13 protein-coding genes are annotated in these 19,144 nt (G+C 73.8%); 2 read left to right on the top strand and 11 right to left on the bottom strand.

Annotation, left to right across the window (positions count from 1 at the left end; all coding sequences use genetic code 11):
- Positions 1–241 precede the first annotated feature (241 nt).
- Positions 242–1,249: a stage II sporulation protein M gene (locus AC5K6T_RS28340; RefSeq protein ID WP_493213519.1), complete on the bottom strand. Its 1,008-nt coding sequence runs from the start codon at positions 1,247–1,249 to the stop codon at positions 242–244.
- Positions 1,250–1,457: 208 nt separating this feature from the next.
- On the opposite strand from AC5K6T_RS28340, the gene AC5K6T_RS28345 reads away from it, so the two are divergent.
- Complete coding sequence (locus AC5K6T_RS28345) at positions 1,458–2,555, top strand: RDD family protein (RefSeq protein WP_493213521.1); 1,098 nt, start codon at positions 1,458–1,460, stop codon at positions 2,553–2,555.
- Between the two features lie 315 nt (positions 2,556–2,870).
- On the opposite strand, the gene AC5K6T_RS28350 is transcribed toward AC5K6T_RS28345, so the two are convergent.
- The 8 genes from AC5K6T_RS28350 to AC5K6T_RS28385 all read right to left on the bottom strand — a co-directional run bounded on the left by AC5K6T_RS28350 (position 2,871) and on the right by AC5K6T_RS28385 (position 12,120).
- Positions 2,871–3,539 (bottom strand): hypothetical protein, encoded by a 669-nt coding sequence (locus tag AC5K6T_RS28350; RefSeq protein WP_493213523.1) that lies wholly within the window; start codon positions 3,537–3,539, stop codon positions 2,871–2,873.
- A 484-nt stretch (positions 3,540–4,023) separates the two neighbouring features.
- Positions 4,024–5,481 (bottom strand): adenosylhomocysteinase, encoded by a 1,458-nt coding sequence (gene ahcY, locus AC5K6T_RS28355; protein ID WP_493213525.1) that lies wholly within the window; start codon positions 5,479–5,481, stop codon positions 4,024–4,026.
- A 666-nt stretch (positions 5,482–6,147) separates the two neighbouring features.
- Positions 6,148–7,125: a cation diffusion facilitator family transporter gene (locus AC5K6T_RS28360; protein ID WP_493213527.1), complete on the bottom strand. Its 978-nt coding sequence runs from the start codon at positions 7,123–7,125 to the stop codon at positions 6,148–6,150.
- 138 nt (positions 7,126–7,263) lie between these two features.
- Positions 7,264–8,415, bottom strand: a complete 1,152-nt coding sequence (gene manA, locus AC5K6T_RS28365) for a mannose-6-phosphate isomerase, class I (protein WP_493213529.1) — start codon at positions 8,413–8,415, stop codon at positions 7,264–7,266.
- Positions 8,416–8,492: 77 nt separating this feature from the next.
- A complete protein-coding gene (locus tag AC5K6T_RS28370) occupies positions 8,493–9,629 on the bottom strand; it encodes an SIS domain-containing protein (RefSeq protein ID WP_493213531.1) in 1,137 nt (378 codons plus the stop codon).
- 87 nt (positions 9,630–9,716) lie between these two features.
- Positions 9,717–9,887, bottom strand: a complete 171-nt coding sequence (locus AC5K6T_RS28375; RefSeq protein WP_493213533.1) for a Trm112 family protein — start codon at positions 9,885–9,887, stop codon at positions 9,717–9,719.
- Positions 9,888–10,100: 213 nt separating this feature from the next.
- Positions 10,101–11,465, bottom strand: a complete 1,365-nt coding sequence (locus AC5K6T_RS28380) for a phosphomannomutase/phosphoglucomutase (protein ID WP_493213535.1) — start codon at positions 11,463–11,465, stop codon at positions 10,101–10,103.
- A 235-nt stretch (positions 11,466–11,700) separates the two neighbouring features.
- Entirely contained in the window at positions 11,701–12,120 is a 420-nt protein-coding gene (locus AC5K6T_RS28385) for a DUF3499 domain-containing protein (protein WP_289920246.1), read from the bottom strand.
- Between the two features lie 295 nt (positions 12,121–12,415).
- Here AC5K6T_RS28385 and AC5K6T_RS28390 point away from each other — a divergent pair, with 295 nt between their 5' ends.
- Positions 12,416–12,865, top strand: a complete 450-nt coding sequence (locus AC5K6T_RS28390) for a metallopeptidase family protein (RefSeq protein ID WP_493214280.1) — start codon at positions 12,416–12,418, stop codon at positions 12,863–12,865.
- A gap of 435 nt (positions 12,866–13,300) precedes the next feature.
- Here AC5K6T_RS28390 and AC5K6T_RS28395 read toward each other — a convergent pair whose 3' ends face one another.
- The gene (locus AC5K6T_RS28395) at positions 13,301–14,902 is read right to left on the bottom strand and encodes a DUF5719 family protein (RefSeq protein WP_493213537.1); all 1,602 of its coding nucleotides are present in this window, start codon (positions 14,900–14,902) and stop codon (positions 13,301–13,303) included.
- Positions 14,899–18,768 carry a glycosyltransferase family 2 protein gene (locus tag AC5K6T_RS28400; RefSeq protein WP_493213538.1) on the bottom strand — a complete coding sequence of 1,290 codons (3,870 nt, stop codon included), beginning with the start codon at positions 18,766–18,768 and terminating at the stop codon, positions 14,899–14,901. Before AC5K6T_RS28400 ends, AC5K6T_RS28395 begins: the two co-directional genes overlap by 4 nt.
- Positions 18,769–19,144: the final 376 nt, after the last annotated feature.

Raw genomic sequence — 19,144 nt, forward strand, 5'->3', positions numbered from 1 at the left:
ACTCCGACTTTATCAGAAGTTCCAGGCCGGACTGACCGGCCATCCATTTCCGATTCATCGGGGGTGGCTTCGCGAATATCGATGAGATCGACACTTCAAGAAGCTGGTAGAGACTTGCTCGTCACCGACCGGATACTGTCCAGTCCAGGCAACTGTTCGAATCTACCTCCCCGCGCGCTCCGTGTCAACGGTTCTTGCGGGGCGAAGAGGACAGTAGCAGCTCCACGGACCGATGCGCACATCAGGCCGCGACGGGCAGCGTGGCACTGCGCTCGGCGGCGTCGACGTCGCCGGTGGAACCCTCCCGGGCGGCACGCCCGCCCAGGACGTACACGTACGCCAGGAAGGCCAGCTCCGCGGTGATGCCGATGGCGATGCGGGCCCGGGTGGGCAGTCCGGACGGGGTGACAAAGCCCTCGATGGCTCCGGAGACGAACAGGACGAGGGCGAGCCCGATGGCCATGCCCACCGCGGCGCGGCCCTCCTCCGCGAGGGCGGTCCGGCGCGTGCGCGGGCCCGGGTCGATCACCGTCCAGCCCAGCCGCAGTCCGGTGCCGGCGGCCACGAAGACCGCGGTCAGTTCGAGCAGGCCGTGTGGAAGCACCAGTCCGAGGAAGGTGTCGAGTCGCCCGGCGGACGCCATGAGGCCCATGCCCACGCCCAGGTTGAGCATGTTCAGGAAGAGGATCCACAGGACCGGAAGACCCAGGAAGATGCCCAGAACCAGACACATCGCGGCGGCCTGTGCGTTGTTCGTCCACACCTGGGCGGCGAACGACGTCGCCGGATGGCTGGAGTAGTACGTCTCGTACTGGCCGCCCGGGCGCGTGAGCTCCCGCAGCTCGCTGGGGGCCGCCACGGCGGCCTGGACGTCGGGGTGGGTCCCGATCCACCATCCGAGCAGGGCGGCCACCAGCGTGGACAGCAGCGCGGTGGGCACCCACCAGTGGCGCGCGCGGTAGACCGCGGCGGGGAAGCCGTACGTCAGGAAGGCCGTGACGTCACGCCATGAGGCCCGGCGGGTGCCTGTCACCGCACTGCGCGCGCGGGCCACCAACTGGCTGAGCCGTCCGGTGAGCTGCGGATCGGGTGCGCTGGACTGGATCAGGGACAGATGCGTGGCGGTGCGCTGGTACAGGGCCACGAGTTCGTCGACCTCCGCGCCGCTGAGGCCGCGCCGACGCCTGATCAGCGCGTCGAGACGGTCCCATTCCGCCCGGTGGGCGGAGACGAAGACGTCGAGGTCCATCGGTGCACCTGCTCCTCGGCTTGTGGGGCTTGTGGGGCTTGTGAGGTGTATGAGGCTTGTGAGGCTTGTGAGGCTTGCTGCCGGGTCGTACGCGGGTTGTGATCGGCCCGGTCGCGGATGTCAGCTTGTCGTACTGCGGCGCGATGCGCCCTCAGCTTGGCAGACTGTCGGTTCTTGAGGCAGAGCAGGGCAGGGAAGGGCGGCAGGTGTGAGTGAGCTGGTGACGGGCGAGGCGGTGGCGCTGGAGTTGCGCCCGGCGAAGCTGCCGAGCAGGGCGCTGGCCGTGCTGCTCGATCTGGTGGTGGCCGGGATCGCCTTCACCACCGCGTCGATCGGCTTGGCCCTTGCCACGGCGTCGCTGGACGAGGCCGCGCAGACAGCCGTGGCCATCGCGACGTTCCTGCTCGTTCTGGTGGGCGGCCCGATCGCCGTCGAGACGCTCAGCCACGGGCGCTCGCTGGGCAAGCTGGCGTGCGGCCTGCGCGTGGTGCGGGACGACGGCGGGCCGATCCGGTTCCGGCACGCCCTGGTGCGTGGCGCGGTGGGCGTGGTCGAGATCGTGATGACCTTCGGCGTGATCGCCTGCATCGCCTCGCTGACGTCGGCACGCGGACGACGGCTCGGTGATGTCTTCGCCGGAACGCTGGTGGTCCGCGAGCGGGTGCCGGCAGCGCGGAACTCCGTCCTGCCTCCAACGCCCCCCTGGCTGTCGGAACGTTTCTCCGCCGTTGATCTGTCCGCCGTCCCGGACCCTCTCTGGCTCGCCGTCCGCCAGTACCTGACGCGCATGGGACAGCTGGACCCGCAGGTCGGCTGGTCGATGGGCGAGCGGCTCGCCGTGGACCTCGGCGCGCGGACGGGGACGCCGGCACCTCCCGGTGTTCCGCCCGCGGCCTATCTCGCGGCGATGCTCCACGAACGGCAGACCCGCGAGGCCCGGCGGGCGTTCGGCGCGGCGCAGGCAGCATCGGACGCCCGGGGACGGGTGCCCGAGGCGTACGGCGCCCCGGCCGGCAGTCCCACCTGGGGCTGGGCCGGGTCCCCCACGGGCCCTCTGCCGCCGTCCCACGAGAACGGGCCGACCGGCCGGGCCGCTGACGCGCCCGCGGCCCAGCGGCCTTCTCCCCGGACGGGGGCGCCGCTGCCGAGCGCTCCCGTGCCGACGGCTCCTCCGCAGGTTCCGTCGGAGCCGGTGCAAGTTCCGTCGGAGCCGGTGCAGGTGCCGTCGGAGGCCGGTCGCGCGGCCGGTGAGCCGAACGGCACCGCGGACGGCTCCTCGACCGGAGGTTTCGCGCCTCCGGCGTGAACCCCCGCGGCCTCCGTCCGCGAGCCGCTTCCACCTGTCCCGTCCGTCTGCCGCTCCTCATCCTCCGGATCTGCTCCGTCTCTCCGGACTGCTCCGTCTCTCCGATCCATTCCGTTCTGTTCCGTCCCTCCGGTTTGTTCCGTCCCTCCGGCCTGTTCCGTCCGTCCGTTCGCCCGCCCTGTCCGACCGTCGCGGTGTCCGAGCCGTGCGCGAGGTGCGCCGGTCTTCCGGGTCGACGCCGATGTCGTACGAGTGCTTGTCGCCACGTCTGCTTGTCGCCACGTCGTACCCGCTGCCGGGTCGGGCGGGGCCCGGTCAGCGGCCGTCCGTGCCCTCGGGGTCGCTGAGGTCGCCGCCGTCGGTGTCCGGCGAGGCGAAGCGCGACGGCGGCGTGTCGAGGTCCTCCAGCTCGATGCCCGGTGCCGCCAGCACCACGTCCCCGGTGAGGTGAACCGTGTGCTGCTCGCCCGTGTCCAGGGCTGTGACCTGGTATGCGTCCACAGTCAGGGGGCCGTTGTCAGTGGCGTGTGCTTCTCTGTCCACCAAGGCCCAGGACTGGTCCACGGTGCGGGGGGCGAGGACCGGGTCCGTGAAGGCGACCAGCCGTACGCGGGTCGCCTGTCCGAAAGGGGTGAGGCGCAGGAGACGGGCCGTGGCGACGAGGAACGCGGGGGATGTGCCCGTGAAGGCGTGGGCGCGCACATTGCCTTCCGTGGCATGGGAGCCGGTGGGGTCCGTACGGACCCAGGTGACGCCGTCGAGGGCGGCGCCCCGCACCTGCCAGCTCCCCGCATGGAGCTCCAGCCTGATCGGGCGGCCCAGTTCGTCCAGGGTCAGGTCGACGGAGCCGTGGTGATCGCCGGACGGGGTGGTCAGCTGCGAGACATAGCGCCAGCCGGAGGGGCCGGGGGCGCAATGGAAGTGCTCGAACGCGAGAGGGGTGTGATCGTGCGGATCGTGGAGCGAATAGCGGCCGCGGGGCATGGGAGGTCCTGGGTTCTGGCGGGCTGATCCGGCATGGCTCGGTTCCGTCGGCGACCGGCTCGTCCTGGTGTCGCCGGCGTGGTCCGGGCGGAGGCCTGGGCGGGCGGGGCAGACCGCCCCGTCGCGAGGCCGAGGTCGTCGCAGCGGCACAGGTGGCGAGGCCGCGGTGACGGCCCGTGGACGAGGCAGGCCCCCGGCACGGGGGTGCGGGGGCCTGCCTTGAGCGACCGGACCGCGGTGCGGGTCGGTGCAGTGGACGGACGCGTACCAGTGCACGGACACGTACCGCGGCCGGCGAAACCACCGAGCCCCGGTTGCACCAGTCTCACGGGGCTCACGGGTCTCACCGGTCTCACCGGTCTCGCCGGGGCTCAGGACTGCGGGACGCCGGACCCCTGGAGTCCGCCGGCCTCAGGCGCTTGGGCCGGTCCGCCTCGGTCGAGTGGCCGAGGCGGACTCCCGGGAAGTCCGGGCCGGCCCGGACTCAGTAGCGGTAGTGGTCCGGCTTGTACGGACCCTCGACCTCGACGCCGATGTAGGCGGCCTGCTCCGGGCGCAGCGTGGTGAGCTTGACACCGAGCGCGTCCAGGTGGAGGCGGGCGACCTTCTCGTCCAGGTGCTTGGGCAGGGTGTAGACGCCGATCGGGTACTCGGCCTGCTTGGTGAACAGCTCGATCTGGGCCAGGGTCTGGTCCGCGAAGGAGTTGGACATCACGAAGGACGGGTGGCCGGTGGCGTTGCCCAGGTTCAGCAGGCGGCCCTCGGACAGGACGATGATCTTCTTGCCGTCCGCGAAGGTCCAGGTGTGGACCTGCGGCTTGATCTCGTCCTTGACGATGCCGGGGATCCTTGCAAGGCCCGCCATGTCGATCTCGTTGTCGAAGTGGCCGATGTTGCCGACGATGGCCTGGTGCTTCATCTTGGCCATGTCCGAGGCCAGGATGATGTCCTTGTTGCCGGTCGTGGTGATGAAGATGTCGGCCTTGTCGACGACCTCGTCGAGAGTGGTGACCTGGTAGCCGTCCATCGCGGCCTGGAGAGCGCAGATGGGGTCGATCTCGGTGATGATCACGCGGGCGCCCTGGCCGCGCAGGGACTCCGCGCAGCCCTTGCCCACGTCGCCGTAGCCGAACACGACGGCGGTCTTGCCGCCGATCAGGGTGTCGGTGGCGCGGTTGATGCCGTCGACCAGGGAGTGGCGGCAGCCGTACTTGTTGTCGAACTTCGACTTGGTGACGGCGTCGTTGACGTTGACCGCCGGGAACAGGAGGGTGCCCTCGCGCTGCATCTCGTACAGACGGTGGACGCCGGTCGTGGTCTCCTCGGTGACACCGCGGATCTCGGACGCCAGCTGGGTCCACTTCTGCGGGGTCTCGGCCACGGTGCGGGTGAGGAGCTCCAGGATGACGCGGTGCTCGTCGGACTCGGCGGTGTCGGGCGAGGGGACCTTGCCGTCCTTCTCGTACTCGACGCCCTGGTGGACGAGGAGGGTGGCGTCGCCGCCGTCGTCCAGGATCATGTTCGGGCCGCCGGTGGGGGTGTTCGGCCAGGTCAGCGCCTGCTCCGTGCACCACCAGTACTCCTGAAGCGTCTCGCCCTTCCAGGCGAAGACCGGGACGCCCTGGGGGTTGTCCGGGGTGCCCTTCGGGCCGACGGCGACGGCGGCGGCCGCGTGGTCCTGGGTGGAGAAGATGTTGCAGGACGCCCAGCGGACCTGCGCGCCCAGGGCGACCAGGGTCTCGATCAGGACGGCGGTCTGGACGGTCATGTGCAGGGAGCCGGTGACGCGGGCGCCCTTGAGGGGCTGCGCCTCGGCGTACTCCTCGCGGATCGCCATCAGGCCGGGCATCTCGTGCTCGGCGAGGCTGATCTCCTTGCGGCCGAACTCGGCGAGCGAGAGGTCGGCGACCTTGAAGTCCTGTCGGTTGTCGACAGTCGTCATTGCGAGCTGCTCCTCGGGATTGGGTCGAGGTGGGTGGGCTGGTCTGCGCGGCGGCGGACAGGGGGGCGCCCGGTTGGACACAGGCATGCCCGCGTGCGCGCAGCGCAGTCCGTCGGAGGCCCTCTCTCCCTCGGCCGGGCCCCGTGCGGGACCGACCGACCGCCATCAGCAGCGACGTCTGGCTCCGTCCCAAGCTACACCGGTGTGCCCGGCCCACCCCAGTCCGGTTTCGCACACATCCGGCCGAACCCGGTCCGTTCGCCGGGCGGCCTCCGGTCGGAGGACGCCCGGAGGCCGCCCGGAGTTGGGCAGGAGTCGGGCAGGAGTCGGGCAAAGGCGGGCAGGAGACCGGCAAGCGACCGGTCAGGAGTCCGGCGGGAGTCCGGCGGGAGAGCGGCGGGAGAGCGGCGGGAGTCCGGCGGGGCGACGCGAACCGGAGGCCGGTGGGCGGCCGCCCGGCCGACCGCCCGGCAGGTCCGTCCTGCTCGTCCGTCCTGCTCGCGCCCGGCAGGCGGCAGGGCACGACGGGGCGCGGGGGACGGTGGCCGGGCCGGTGGGCGGGGTCGGTGATCCGGGCGCCTGACGGCGACACCCTGTGTGCGTGCATATCGGTGGGTGGTCGTCCGGCGGACGTCGTTGCCTCTTGGCGCGTTCCGAGCCCGTGGGTCAGTGGCCCGGGGCCGGGGACGGGCCACCCGGGGTGGCCTCCCGGTCGGGGCCCTTGGCGGCTTCGTCCGCGCTGTAGATGTCGGGCTCCAGGTAGATCACGCGGGCGATGGGGACGGCCTCGCGGATGCGGGCCTCGGCGGCGTCGATGGCCCGGGCGACCTCGCCGGCGGTGTCGTCGTGACGTACGGCGATCTTCGCGGCCACGAGAAGTTCCTCGGGACCGAGGTGGAGGGTGCGCATGTGGATGAGGCCGGTGACGGTGTCGCCGTCGACGGCGGCGGCCTCGATCTTCCGGACGTCCTCGACCCCGGCGGCCTCGCCGAGCAGCAGGGACTTGGTCTCGGCGGCCAGGACGAGCGCGATGACGATCAGCAGGGCACCGATGCAGAGGGTGCCCACGCCGTCCCAGACGCCGTCGCCGGTGGCGAGGGCGAGGCCGACGCCGCCGAGGGCCAGGACCAGGCCGACCAGCGCGCCGAGGTCCTCCAGCAGGACGACGGGCAGCTCGGGGGCCTTGGCGCGGCGGACGAACTCCGCCCAGGACCTGCCGCCGCGCAGGGGGTTCGACTCCTTGACGGCGGTGCGGAAGGAGAACCCCTCGGCGATGATCGCGAAGACGAGCACGCCGACGGGCCAGTACCAGTGCTCCAGCTCGTGCGGATGCCTGATCTTCTCGTAGCCCTCGTACAGGGCGAACATGCCACCGACGGAGAAGAGGACGATGGAGACCAGGAAGGCGTAGATGTAGCGCTCGCGCCCGTAGCCGAAGGGGTGCTGCGGGGTCGCCTCGCGCTGGGCCCGCTTGCCGCCGACGAGGAGGAGGAACTGGTTGCCGGAGTCCGCGACGGAGTGGACGCCCTCGGCGAGCATCGAGGAGGAGCCGCTGAAGGCGAACGCCACGAACTTCGCCACCGCGATCGAGAGGTTGGCGCCGAGTGCCGCCACGATCGCCCTGGTACCGCCTGACGCGCTCATCTGTCCGCGTTGTCCCTTCGTACGCAGCTCCGGGCACCGCCCTCGGCTCTGCCCGTCCTTGGCCGGTGGGTCATTGTTGCAGCACGGTCCGGCGCGGATGCGCCGGAGTGCCCCTGACGTCCCCTCGCCGACGTCCGGTCAGGCGATGACGGTGGCACGGAACAGGGTGCCGGTGCCGGACGTCTCGGCTCGTTCTCCGGCCGGGACGAAGACGGAGGCGCCGGGGGTGAGGTCGTGGCCGCCGACGCGGACGGCGCCGGCGGTGCAGAGCAGGATCTGCGCAGTGGTGCGGGTGAGGTCGTGGGTGGCGCCGGCGGGCGGCAGGACGTACCGGGAGAGGCGGAACTCGTCGACCGGCGTCGTGTAGACCTCCTCGCCGTCCGGGGAGGCCTCGGGGCGCAGCACGGCGGGGTCGGCGGGCTCGAAGCGGACCACGCGCAGGAGTTCGGGGACGTCGACGTGTTTGGGGGTCAGGCCGCAGCGCAGCACGTTGTCGGAGTTGGCCATGATCTCGACGCCGAGGCCGTCGAGGTAGGCGTGCGGGACGCCGGCGCCCAGGTAGAGGGCTTCGCCGGGCTGCAGGCGGACGTGGTGCAGGAGCATCGCGGCGATGACGCCGGGGTCGCCCGGGTAGTGGTGGGCGATGTCGGCGTAGGGCGCGTAGTCGCCGCCGAGGCGGGTGCAGGCGGCGGTGGCCTCGGCGACGGTGCGGGCCATGGCGTCGGGGTCGGCGGACAGCACGGCGGTGAGGACCTCGCGCAGCGCGGCGTCCTCGGGGTGGGCGTGCAGCAGGTCGACGTAGGGCTTGAGGGAGTCGACGCCGAGGCCGTCGAGCAGGTCGGCGGCGTCGGCGGGGTCGCGGAAGCCGCACAGGCCGTCGAACTCGGTGAGGGCGCAGATCAGTTCGGGCTTGTGGTTGGCGTCCTTGTAGGTGCGGTGCGGGGCGTCGGCGGGGACGCCGCGCCGTTCCTCGTCGGCGTAACCGCTCTGTGCCCGGGCGAGGTCGGGGTGGACCTGGAGCGACAGGGGGGCGCCGGCCGCGAGGATCTTGAGCAGGAACGGCAGCCGGGGCCCGAACTTGGCGACGGCGGCCGGGCCGAGTTCCTTCTCGGGATCGGCGTCGATGACCTCGGCCAGGGTGCCGCGCCCGGTGCGCGAGGGCGCGCCGGGGTGGGCGCCCATCCACAGTTCCGCCTGCGGTTCACCGGTCGGCTCGACGCCGAGGAGTGCGGGGATCGCGGTCGTGGAGCCCCAGGCGTAGGGGCGGACGGTGTTGTCGAGGCGGTCCATGCGCTTGTCTGTCTGCTCTCTCTGCGTACGACGCGGGTTCGCCTCCGCGTACGACGGGCGGGGCGTCCTGGGCTACATCAGGCTGCGGAGGCGAGCGCCAGGTAAACGGCGGCGAAATCCGTGATGGCGATCAGTTCGGCGAGGGTCTCCAGTTCGTCGCCGGACTCGGGTTCGAGTTCGCTGATCGGGGTGTCGTGGCCGAGCGCGAGGTCGCGGGCCGCGGGTGCGGCCGTGAGCCCGCCGATCGGACGGTCGCGCAGCAGCACCACGCGCGCGTGCAGGGCGGGGGTTTCCTCGACGCGGTCGCGGAAGAAGTCGTCGGGGTCGGCACTGGCGGCGAGCGGCCCGGCGAGCAGGGCGCTGTGCGCGGCGAGTGCCTCGGGGAGTTCGGCGACCACGGCGGGGCGGCCGGAGAGTTCGGCGAGGGCGGCGGCGAAGCGCCGGCCCGCGGGCCCCGCGGAGTCGCCTTCGGTCCAGATCACGGGGAGGGCGTCGGCGAGTTCGGCGGCGAGGGTCTTGGCCGGGTTGCCGTAGGTCGCGATGGCGGGGCCGCAGCGCTCGGCGATGTGGTCGAGGCGGTCGGCGACCTGGTCCAGGGCGTCGGCGGGCGCGGTGACCAGGCCGATGCGGTCCAGCAGGGCGAGCAGCGGGGTGAGCAGGGCCCACAGCACTCCGGGGGCGGACGCGGTGAGGGCTTCGTCCTCCTCGCCGGGCTCGTACGGTGCGGTCGCCATGGGGACGAACAGGCCGTGCGACTGTTCCAGGGCCTCGCCGAGGGGGGTGCCCGCGGGGGCGACGGCGACGACGGTGCAGCCGCGGCGGTAGGCCTGTTCGGCGAGGAGGGACAGGCCGGGTTCGGTGCCGTCGGGGGTGGCGATCAGCAGCAGGTCGACGGAGCCGGCCCAGCCCGGCAGCTCCCAGCGCAGGGCGCCCGCGGCGGGGGCGACGCCGGTGGGCGCGAGCCGGGTGACGGGGCTGCCGGCGCCGGCGAGGGTGCCGAGGAGGTCGGCGGCGCAGCTGGCGGCGAGGCCGGGGCCGGCGATGAGAACGGCGCGCGGGCGGCCGTCGGGCTTGAGCCGGCCCACGCCGGCCTCGGTGGCGAGCCGGGCGGCGGTACGGACGCGGGCGCCCGCTTCGGCGGCGCCCCGCAGCAGGGCCCGACGGTCGGCCTCGGCGAGGGCGTCCGGGGTGTCGAGCAGCGATTCGTCGAGCATGGCGGAGGCCTCCGGTCGCCGGGTCGGTGCGGGGTGCTTGCGCGGGCCTGTGCGCGGGCCGGGCGGGCGTACGGGGTGCCGCGGGGCTCAGGCGGGGCGGCGGGCCTCGTCGACGAGGAGCACGGGGATGCCGTCGCGGACCGGGTAGGCCAGGCCGCAGTCCTGACCGGTGCAGATCAGCTCGGCGTCCTGCTCCGTGAGCGGGGCGTGGCAGGCCGGGCAGGCGAGGATCTCCAGGAGGCCGGCTTCGAGCGGCATGGTGCGTCCCTCCGGGGGTGCGACGGGGTGACGGGATATCGGCGTATCGGGTATCCCTGTGTGCCCGGTCAGCGTACCGCTGGTGGGGGTGGGTCGCGGGGCACGACGGGTGCTCAGGGGGCGGGTGCTCCTCAGGCCCTCCGCAGGCCCGCCTCAGGCCCCCGCCCCGCGCTCCGCCCTGCGCTCCGCCCCGCGGCCGCCGGCCGGGAGGTCTCAGCCCCGGATGAGGGCGAGGGCCTCGTCCCGGATCTTGGTCATGGTGGCCTCGTCGCGGGCCTCGGCGTTGAGGCGCAGGAGCGGTTCGGTGTTGGAGGCGCGGACGTTGAACCACCAGTCGGCGGCGGAGACGGTGAGGCCGTCGAGGTCGTCGAGGGTGATGCCGTCCCGGCCCTGGTAGGCGGCGCGGACGGCGGCGAGGCGGCCGGCCTGGTCGGCGACGGTGGAGTTGATCTCGCCGGAGCCGGCGTAGCGGTCGTACTGGGCGACCAGTCCGGACAGCGGTCCGTCCTGGCCGCCGAGGGCGGCGAGGACGTGGAGGGCGGCGAGCATGCCCGTGTCGGCGTTCCAGAAGTCCTTGAAGTAGTAGTGGGCGGAGTGTTCGCCGCCGAAGATGGCGCCGGTGCGGGCCATCTCCGCCTTGATGAAGGAGTGGCCGACGCGGGTGCGGACGGGCGTGCCGCCGTTCTCCTCGACGACCTCCGGGACCGTCCAGGAGGTGATCAGGTTGTGGATGACGGTGCCCTTGCCGCCGTGCCTGGCGAGTTCACGGGCGGCCACCAGGGCGGTGACGGCCGACGGGGACACCGGGTCGCCGTGCTCGTCCACGACGAAGCAGCGGTCCGCGTCGCCGTCGAAGGCGATACCGAGATCGGCGCCCTCCTCGCGCACACGTGCCTGGAGGTCGACGATGTTGGCCGGGTCGAGGGGGTTGGCCTCGTGGTTCGGGAAGGTGCCGTCCAGTTCGAAGTACATCGGCACCAGGTCGAGCGGCAGCTGCGCGAGGACGGTGGGCACGGTGTGGCCGCCCATGCCGTTGCCCGCGTCGACGACGACCTTCAGGGGGCGGATGGAGGTCAGGTCGACGAGCGAGCGCAGATGGGCCGCGTACTCCTCCAACGTGTCGCGCCGGGTGACGGTTCCCGCCGTCGCGGCCGGTGCGGGGGCGCCCGACGCACGCCACTGCTCGACGAGTTCGCGGATCTCGGTGAGGCCGGTGTCCTGACCGATCGGGGCGGCGCCCGCGCGGCACATCTTGATGCCGTTGTACCGGGCGGGGTTGTGCGAGGCGGTGAACATCGCCCCGGGCAGGCCGAGCGCGCCGGAGGCGTAGTAGAGCTGGTCGGTGGAGCACAGGCCGATCTCGGTGACGTCGGCACCGAGCAGGGCCGCACCACGGGCGAACGCACCCGCCAGAGCCGGCGAGGAGGGCCGCATGTCGTGCCCGGTCACGATCGCGTCCGCACCGGTCACCCGGGCGAAGGCGGCGCCGAAGAGTTCGGCGAGCGACTCGTCCCACTGGTCGGGGACGACCCCGCGCACGTCGTACGCCTTCACGATCTGCGACAGATCAGCAACCACGGCCAGCCTCCTGAAAGTCCTGTCGGTCACCTCAAACTACCCGCACGGCCCGGCAGTCCGCCGAGCGCTCCGCCCCTCGGGCGGTCGGGATGCCCGGAGCCGGGCCGGTTCGGGCCATGGTGGCGCGCGGAGGGTCCGGCGGTGCGCCGGGAGAGGGGGTCCGGGTGCGCATGGTCCGCTCCCGTGACAGATCAGGCCGGACGGCCGTGAACGGGCGGTGGCGGGCGGGTGCCGGTCAGTTGTCGGGAGAGCGCAGAACCCGCAGGTGGCCGCGGCGGGCGACCTCCATCGGGTCGGCCCCCCGGCCACCGCCGGCCTGCGCGGCGCGCTCCTGCGGGCGGGCCGCCTCGCGGACCGCGTTGGCGAGGGCCTCCAGGTCGTCGCCGCTGGGGCGGGCCGGGGCGGAGCCGTCGAGGAGGCGTACGACCTCCCAGCCGCGCGGCGCGGTGAGGCGCTCGGAGTGCTCGGCGCACAGGTCGTAGCAGTGGGGTTCGGCGTAGGTGGCGAGCGGGCCGAGGACCGCGGTCGAGTCGGCGTAGACGTACGTCAGCGTCGCGACGGCGGGTCGGCCGCAGGCGGTGCGCGAACAGCGACGTACAGGGCTCACGACGTTGGACGGTACCGCACTCTTGAGCGGGCCGCGACGACTCTCCACCAGGTCACCCCACCGTGTCGTGTTGCGAAACGTCCCACAAACCTCTTCTGTCATACCCCGCTGACCTGGGCGGACACCAGGCTTCCGGGGAGGGCGCGGCCGACCGTCCGGCCACCGGTCCGGACAAACCACGTCAATCGCCGTGACTCGGACGGTCTTCCGAAGGTATGGAATCGAGCCCGAGCTTGGCTGGAATGGTCATACTGCGACAGGCCGCGCGGGTGGCCGGAAGCCGTCCCGCGGGGCGTGGCCGAGTCCGGCACCCGGGGTGCGCGACGACTACCCTTCACCAGTGATGGACACCCCCGTACCGCCCCGTGCCACCAGCCCCGGGCCCCGCCGCCGCGACCGCCACGGCAGGGGCATGCGAGGCCCGATCGCGCCGCCGCAGGTGCCGCTGGCCGCGAGTCGTGCCGAGATCTTCGCGGATCTGGTGCAGGACTCGGTGGAGCGCCTGGAAAGACGCTGGCCGCAACTCGCCGACATCGACTTCCTCGTGCTGGAGGTACCGGCGCCGACCGGCCGGGACGGGACGTGGCACGACGAACCGGTCCCGCTGGGCGGCACGGTCGCCGCGCACGAGGGCCGGCCCGCCCGTGTGGTGATCTACCGGCGGCCGGTGGAGATCCGCACCAAGGGGCGCGACGAGCGGGCTGCGCTGGTGCACGAGGTCGTCGTCGAGCAGGTCGCCGAACTCCTGGGGCTGACACCGGAGACGGTGGACCCGCGCTACGGCGAGGACTGAACCGACCGGGCCGGAACAGACGGGGACCGGAGCAGAAGGGGACCGGAACAGAGGGGGACCGGAACAGAGGGGGACCGGAACAGACAGGCTGCGACCGACAGTGACCCGTAGTGACCCGTAGTGACACCCGCAGTGACCCGTATCGGCCGTGTCGGCGCGTGGTGGCCTGCGACGACCGGTCGCGGCCGGAACCGCCCGGCGGTGCCCGACGGCGCCCCGCGCGAGACCGCGGGAGCCGCTGAGGGCGAGCGCGGAAGGGTGCACGGGTGACGACGCATGACGACGGACGAGGAGCCGTGAGCACCGGTGAGCACCGGTGCGGACCCCCGTGAGGAACCGTGAGGACCCGTGAGGACCCGTGACGGCCTCTGAGGAACTGCGGGGCCGAGGAGGCGGCCCCGTCCCCCCGCGGCCTCCCGCCCCCGTCCTGCTTCCCTACTTCAGCAGCACCGACAGGTCCTGGTCCGCCCCCGGTACGGCGACGGTGCCGCGGTCGTCCGGAAGGGTCTGCACCGTGAACGCGGACACGCCGCCCAGCGAGGCCTCCAGCGTCCGGGCGGCGTACACCGGGCCGGCGGCGCCCGGGGCGGGCTCGACGGTGAGGGCGTAGGAGCCCTTCAGGCCGTCGGGGACGGGCACCTTCACGTTCTGCGTGGTACCGGACTTCAGGCGGTACGTCTCGCTCTTGGGTGTGCCGCCCTGGGTGCCGGCCGAGGCGGTCACCTTCACCTCGGCCGCGCCCTCGGGTGCGGTGAGCGACAGGGTGGTGCCCTTCGCGGTGTTGGCGACGACGCTCGCGCGGCTGCCGACCGGCCGGGCCGCCGGGATGAACGCCGTCTCCTGCGCGTCCCCCTTGCCGCGCACGACGCGCACGGCGGCGACGACCGGCACGGAGCGGTCCGCCGGGGACAGGACCAGCGAACCGGCCTCCCCGCGGGTGAGCTCACCGAGGTCGGCGGCGGCGGTCATGCCGGCCTTCACATGCAGGGTCTCCTGCCCGGCGGGGGTGATCAGGCCGGTCGGGGAGGCCAGCCGGACCTCCAGGTCGGCGTCCGTACCGCCGGGCGTGAACGCGACCAGCCGGACGGACGCCGCGTCCGCGGGGATGCCGGGCACCACGAGCGTGCCGGCCGGGTCGGCGGAGGCGGTCAGCCAGTCGCCGCCGAGCCGGTCGTCCAGGGCGAGCAGGGCGGCGCCGACGCGGCCGCTGCGCACGGTGACGTGCACGGTGACGTCGGTGTGCGCTCCGTCGGCGAGGGTGGACAGCAGGACGGGTTCGGTGGAGCGGGGCTTGACCGTGATGCCGTCGGCGACGGTCGACTCCAGCAGGCCGTCCTCGCCGTACAGCTGGATGTCGACGACGGCCGCGGAGTCGTCGGGATTGGTCAGGTGGACGTAGTCGGTGCGGCTCTTGCCGGTGCTCGCGCCGGGAAACCAGAACTCCGTGTCGGGAGCGCCGCAGGTGACACCCTGCAGGCCGCGGCCGGTGCCCGCGGTGACCTCGGTGGTCTGCTGCACGGTCCAGCCGGGCGCGGCCCTGCCCTCCGCGGTGCCGATCAGCGCGGGCGCCTGGCCGCCCGAGGTGTCGTCGCTGACGGGCGTGCCGGGCTCGCCGGCCTTCAGCACGGACTTGGCGTCCGCCTCGGCGCCGTCACCCTCGCCCTTCTCCTGTCCCTTCTTCTCCGTCTTCTCCTTCTTCTCCTTCTTCTCCTTCTCGTCGCTCTGGTCCTTCTCGTCGCTCTGGTCCTCGGCGTCCTTCGCGGTCCCGCCGGCCGGGGTGCCGTCGGCGGGCAGCAGTACGGCCGTGCCGTCCTTGCCGGTGCCCTCGGTGACGGGCGTGAACGCCGTGTACGTGGTGTCCGCGAGGTCGGAGGTGCTCGGCGCGGGGCAGAGCAGACCCGTGCGTTCGACGGGCAGACGTTCGGCCGCCTCGGCGGGGTCCGTGCCCGACGCGCCGGGAGCGGCGAGCGTGCCGAGGCCGGTGACGGCGGCGAGCGCGGCCGCCGCGGCGATCAGGGAGAGGGTGGTGCGGTTCACTGCTGGCTCCCGTCGGGGCGCTCGCTGCCGGTGGCGTGCGGGTCGTGCGGGCGGTCCGGGCCTGCCGGGTCGTACGTCGCGTCGTAGCCCCGCGCCTGCGGGTGTGCCGGATCGTACTGCGTGGTCTGCGATCCGCCCTCGCCGTAGGAGTACGGGGCGTAGGTCCCGGTCCGGTACGGGTCCGCCGGAGATCCGTCGGCGGCGTACGGGCCTGACGGGTGGTGGTCGGCCGGATGCCGGTCCGGGGCGTGCCGGCCCGACCGGCCCGACGGGTACGGGTCCGACCCGTACGGGTCCTGCGCGTACTGCCCTGCCTGGTACTGCCCTGCCTGGTACGGGTCCGCCTGGTACGGGTCCGCCTGGTGGCCGCCGTCGTACGGGCCCGTGGTGTACGGGCCGGACGGACCGGAGGTCTGGCCGGCGTGCGCGGCGTACTGGTCCGCGCCCTCCCAGCCGTCGTAGGCCTGCTGCTGCGGGACGGCGGCCGCGGGCTCGTGCGCGGCGGACACCTCGTACGGGTCGGTGCGGTTCTCGGCGGCGTCGTCGCTGCCGGCGCCGAGAGCGGCGTCGTCGCCGGTGGCGGCGGCCTCGGCCTCCGTCCGGGCGCGCAGCCGGCGGGCCCGGCGGCCCTCGCCGGAGGTGGCCTGGGCCGGGACGGGCGCCGCCTCGGGCAGGTCGTCGTCGACGTCGCGGCGGCGGCCGGGCAGGGCCAGGACGACCAGGACGAGCGCGAGGAGGCCCTGCGTCCACAGCCAGGCGGTGTGACCGGCGGGGTCGTCGTAGGTGACGTCCAGGCGGCCGCCCGCGGCGGGGAGTTCGAAGCCCTGCGCCCAGCCGTCGACGGTGGTGCGCTTCAGCGGGGTGCCGTCGAGCGTCGCGCTCCAGCCGTCGGCCGCGCTGTCCGCCAGGCGCAGGACGCGGCCCTCGGGTCCGGCCGGCACGGTGGTGTGGATCTCGACGGGGCCGGCCGCGACGGGCTGCGGCTCGGTGTCGTCGTCCTGGACGAGGGTGGCGCGGGCGACCTTGCGCTCCACCCGCCACAGGGCGCCGCCGCTCTGCTCGCTGAGCCGGTTCAGGCCCGGTGTGGCGTCCAGGACGCGGCTGACCTCGCGGGGCGCGCCCTTGTGGACGAGGACGTAGCACACGGCGAAGTCGCCGAGCTGGGCCGCCTGGTCGGCGCCGGAGCCGGCGACGAGGTTGGCGACGACCTTGTCCAGGCGGGCGTTGCGGCCTGCGGCGGCGGCGAGTTCGGCGTCGCCGAGGCGGGCACCGGAACCCCGGACCAGGGTGTAGGAGACGTGCGCGGTGGAGCGGCTGTCGAGGACGAGGGTGCGGGGCTGGGCGCAGCCCGGCCCGTCCTCGGCGACGAAAGCGGGTACCTGCACGGGGTTGCGGCGCTCCAGGGGCCCGTCCGCGCCGCGGATCATCCAGCCGGCCGCGACGAGCAGCGGGCCCGCCGCCGAGGCGAAGGCGATCAGCGCGGCGACCGGCTGCCGCCAGCCGAAGTTCTGCTCGGCGACGCGGGCGCGCGCCCCGTCGGCGCCGAGGACCGCGGCGGACAGCAGGGCGAGTCCGTAGACAAGGGTGGCGGGCCCCGCCCAGGCGGAGCGGTTGGCCAGCACGGCGAGGACGAGGCCGGTCAGGGCGACGGCCCAGGCGGTGAGGATGGCCGTGCGGCGTTCGGCGCGCAGCAGGGCGGCGAGTGCCGCGAGGACGATGCCCGCGAGCATGAGGCCGTTGACGGTGCCGGGGCCGCCGGGGCTCGCGCCGAGCAGGTCGAGCGCGGAGGCGGCCGAGGCACCGTGGTCCAGGCCGGCCTCGGTGAAGAACCCGGTCGGCAGCAGCGTCAGCGACCAGGGCGCCAGGACCAGCAGGGGGGTGCCCACCTGGGCGAGGAGACGCGGCCCGTAGGCGGTGAGGTCGCCGCGGCGCACGACGAGCACGGCGAGGCCGAGCACGAGCGCGGCCGGCCACACCAGGGGCGTGAACGCGGTGGCGACCGTCAGCAGCAGCGCGTACGTCCAGGTGGCCCGCCAGGTGCCGCGGGTTCCGGTCGGGCCGGTGAGGCCGGCGGCGGCGATGCCGGCGCGCGCGATGAGCGGCAGCAGGACCGCGAGGACGGAGGTGCCGAGGCGCCCGCCGGCCAGGGCTCCGGTGGTGGCGGGCAGGAAGGCGTAGGCGACGGCGGCCCAGGCGCGCAGCAGCCGGGACGTCACCAGGGGGCGGGACGCGAAGTAGGCGCTGAGGCCGGCCAGCGGCACCGAGGCGACCAGCAGGACGGTGACGGCGAGCCCGGTGGACCCGAACAGCAGGGTCGCGAGGAGCGCCACGAGGGCGAGGTAGGGCGGGGCGGTGGGGGTGCCGCCGGCGCCGACCGGGTGCCAGGCGTCGAGGTAGCGGCTCCACAGGTCGCCGAGGTGCGCCGGGGCGGGCAGCAGGGCGCCGCCCGCGAGCGAGCCGCCGCCGACGAGTCCTCGGCAGGCGGCCAGGGTGACCAGCAGCAGCACCAGGAACAGCACGGGGGCGGGCTTGCGGGCGAGTCGTCTGAGACGGGCGAACTGCTCGACTTCCAGGAAGTCGGCGTCGTCGCCGCCGGGACCGGACTCCACCGCTCCGCCGTGCCGTCCGGCGCCGGAGGCGGACTCGGTGTCGGAGCGGCCGACGAGGCTGCCCGCGACCTGTTCGACCGTGACGCGGACGGTCGCACCCGGGGGCGGGAAGAGCTGTCTGAGCTCGCCCTTGTCGATCTGGGGCCGGCCTCTGACGCGGCGCGCGGCGATGATCCGCTCGGGCCGCAGCAGTACGCCGAGCAGTCCGCGGATCTCGTCGACGGCCTGTCCGGGGACCTTGCCGACGAGGTAGGCCACGGTACGCAGGAGGGTGCCGAGGACGAGCCGGAGCAGCACCCAGGGCAGGGCCGCGGTCCGGGCGTTGGCAAGCAGCGTGTAGGCGGCGCCCGCCTTGTCGACCCGGTGCGGGGAGGCGGTGGCGCGGCCGGCGCAGTCGACGGCGCGGCGCTCGCGGGAGGCGGCCTCGGCGTGCCGTACGACGGCGTCGGGGGCGACCAGGACACGGTGGCCCGCGGCGTGCGCGCGCCAGCACAGGTCGACGTCGTCGCGCATCAGCGGCAGCCGCCGGTCGAAGCCGCCGAGCTGTTCGAAGACGTCGCGGCGGATCAGCATGCCGGCCGTGGACACCGACAGCACGGGCCGGACGTGGTCGTGCTGTCCCTGGTCCTGCTCACGGCGGTCCAGGCCGGTCCAGCGGCGGCCGGAGTTGGCGATGGAGACGCCGACCTCCAGCAGCTGGCGCTTGTCGTACCAGCCGCGCAGCTTGGGGCCGACCACGGCCACGTCGTCGCGGCCGAGTTCGAGTTCGTTGTCCACGACCCGCAGGAGCTGGGCGAGGGCGTCGGGGTCGGGGGCGCAGTCGTCGTGCAGCAGCCACAGCCACTGGACCGGTTCGCCGTACGGCAGCTCGGGCATGTCGTACGTGTCGTCGCGCCAGGTGCGCGTGACGGGGTCCCAGCCGCTGGGCCGCTTCAGGTAGGGCAGGTCCTCGGGGGTGAGGTGGGGGGCGGTGCGGTGGGCCTCCTCGACGGCCTGGCCGAAGCCGGTGCGGCGGGCGAGGTGCAGCACCTGGTCGGGGCCGAGGGCGTCGGTGACGAGCTGCGCGGAGTCGTCGGCACTGCCCGTGTCCGCGGCCAGGGCGTACTGGACGGGGCGCTCCTGGCCGAGCAGCCCGGCGAGCGTGTCGGGCAGCCAGCGGGCACCGTCGTGGGAGACGATCACCGCGGTCACGACATGGCGCGGGAACTCTGGTGTGGCGGCGCCGTGTTGCGCCGCCGGATGGCTGTACACGGACATCGAGGTACGGGCCCCGGTTCGCTGGACTGCGGTGGACGCCTGCGCCCTGAGGGGGCGGCGGGGCGTCTCGGACGAGCGACCACACTATCGGCAGATACAGAAGCGCGGCGCCCAGCGCCCGGATGGGGGGACCGCGGGCGAGTGTGGGGCCAACCGCTGCGGGCGGCCGGCACCTCGGCCCCGGGCCCGGCGGCAGGTCCGGCACCGGGCCCGGCAGCGGGCCCAGCAGCGGGCCCAGCGGCTGGGCCGGAAGCGGGCCCGGAGTGGTGCCGGCCGTGGCGACCGGCGGTGGCCGTGCGGTGGGTGCCTCCGGCATGAGCGGTGCTCACACTTGCGCCCGGTGCTCCGCGCCGCGATCAGTGCTCCGCGCCGCGAT

It is taken from the genome of Streptomyces sp. B8-7, from assembly GCF_058833805.1.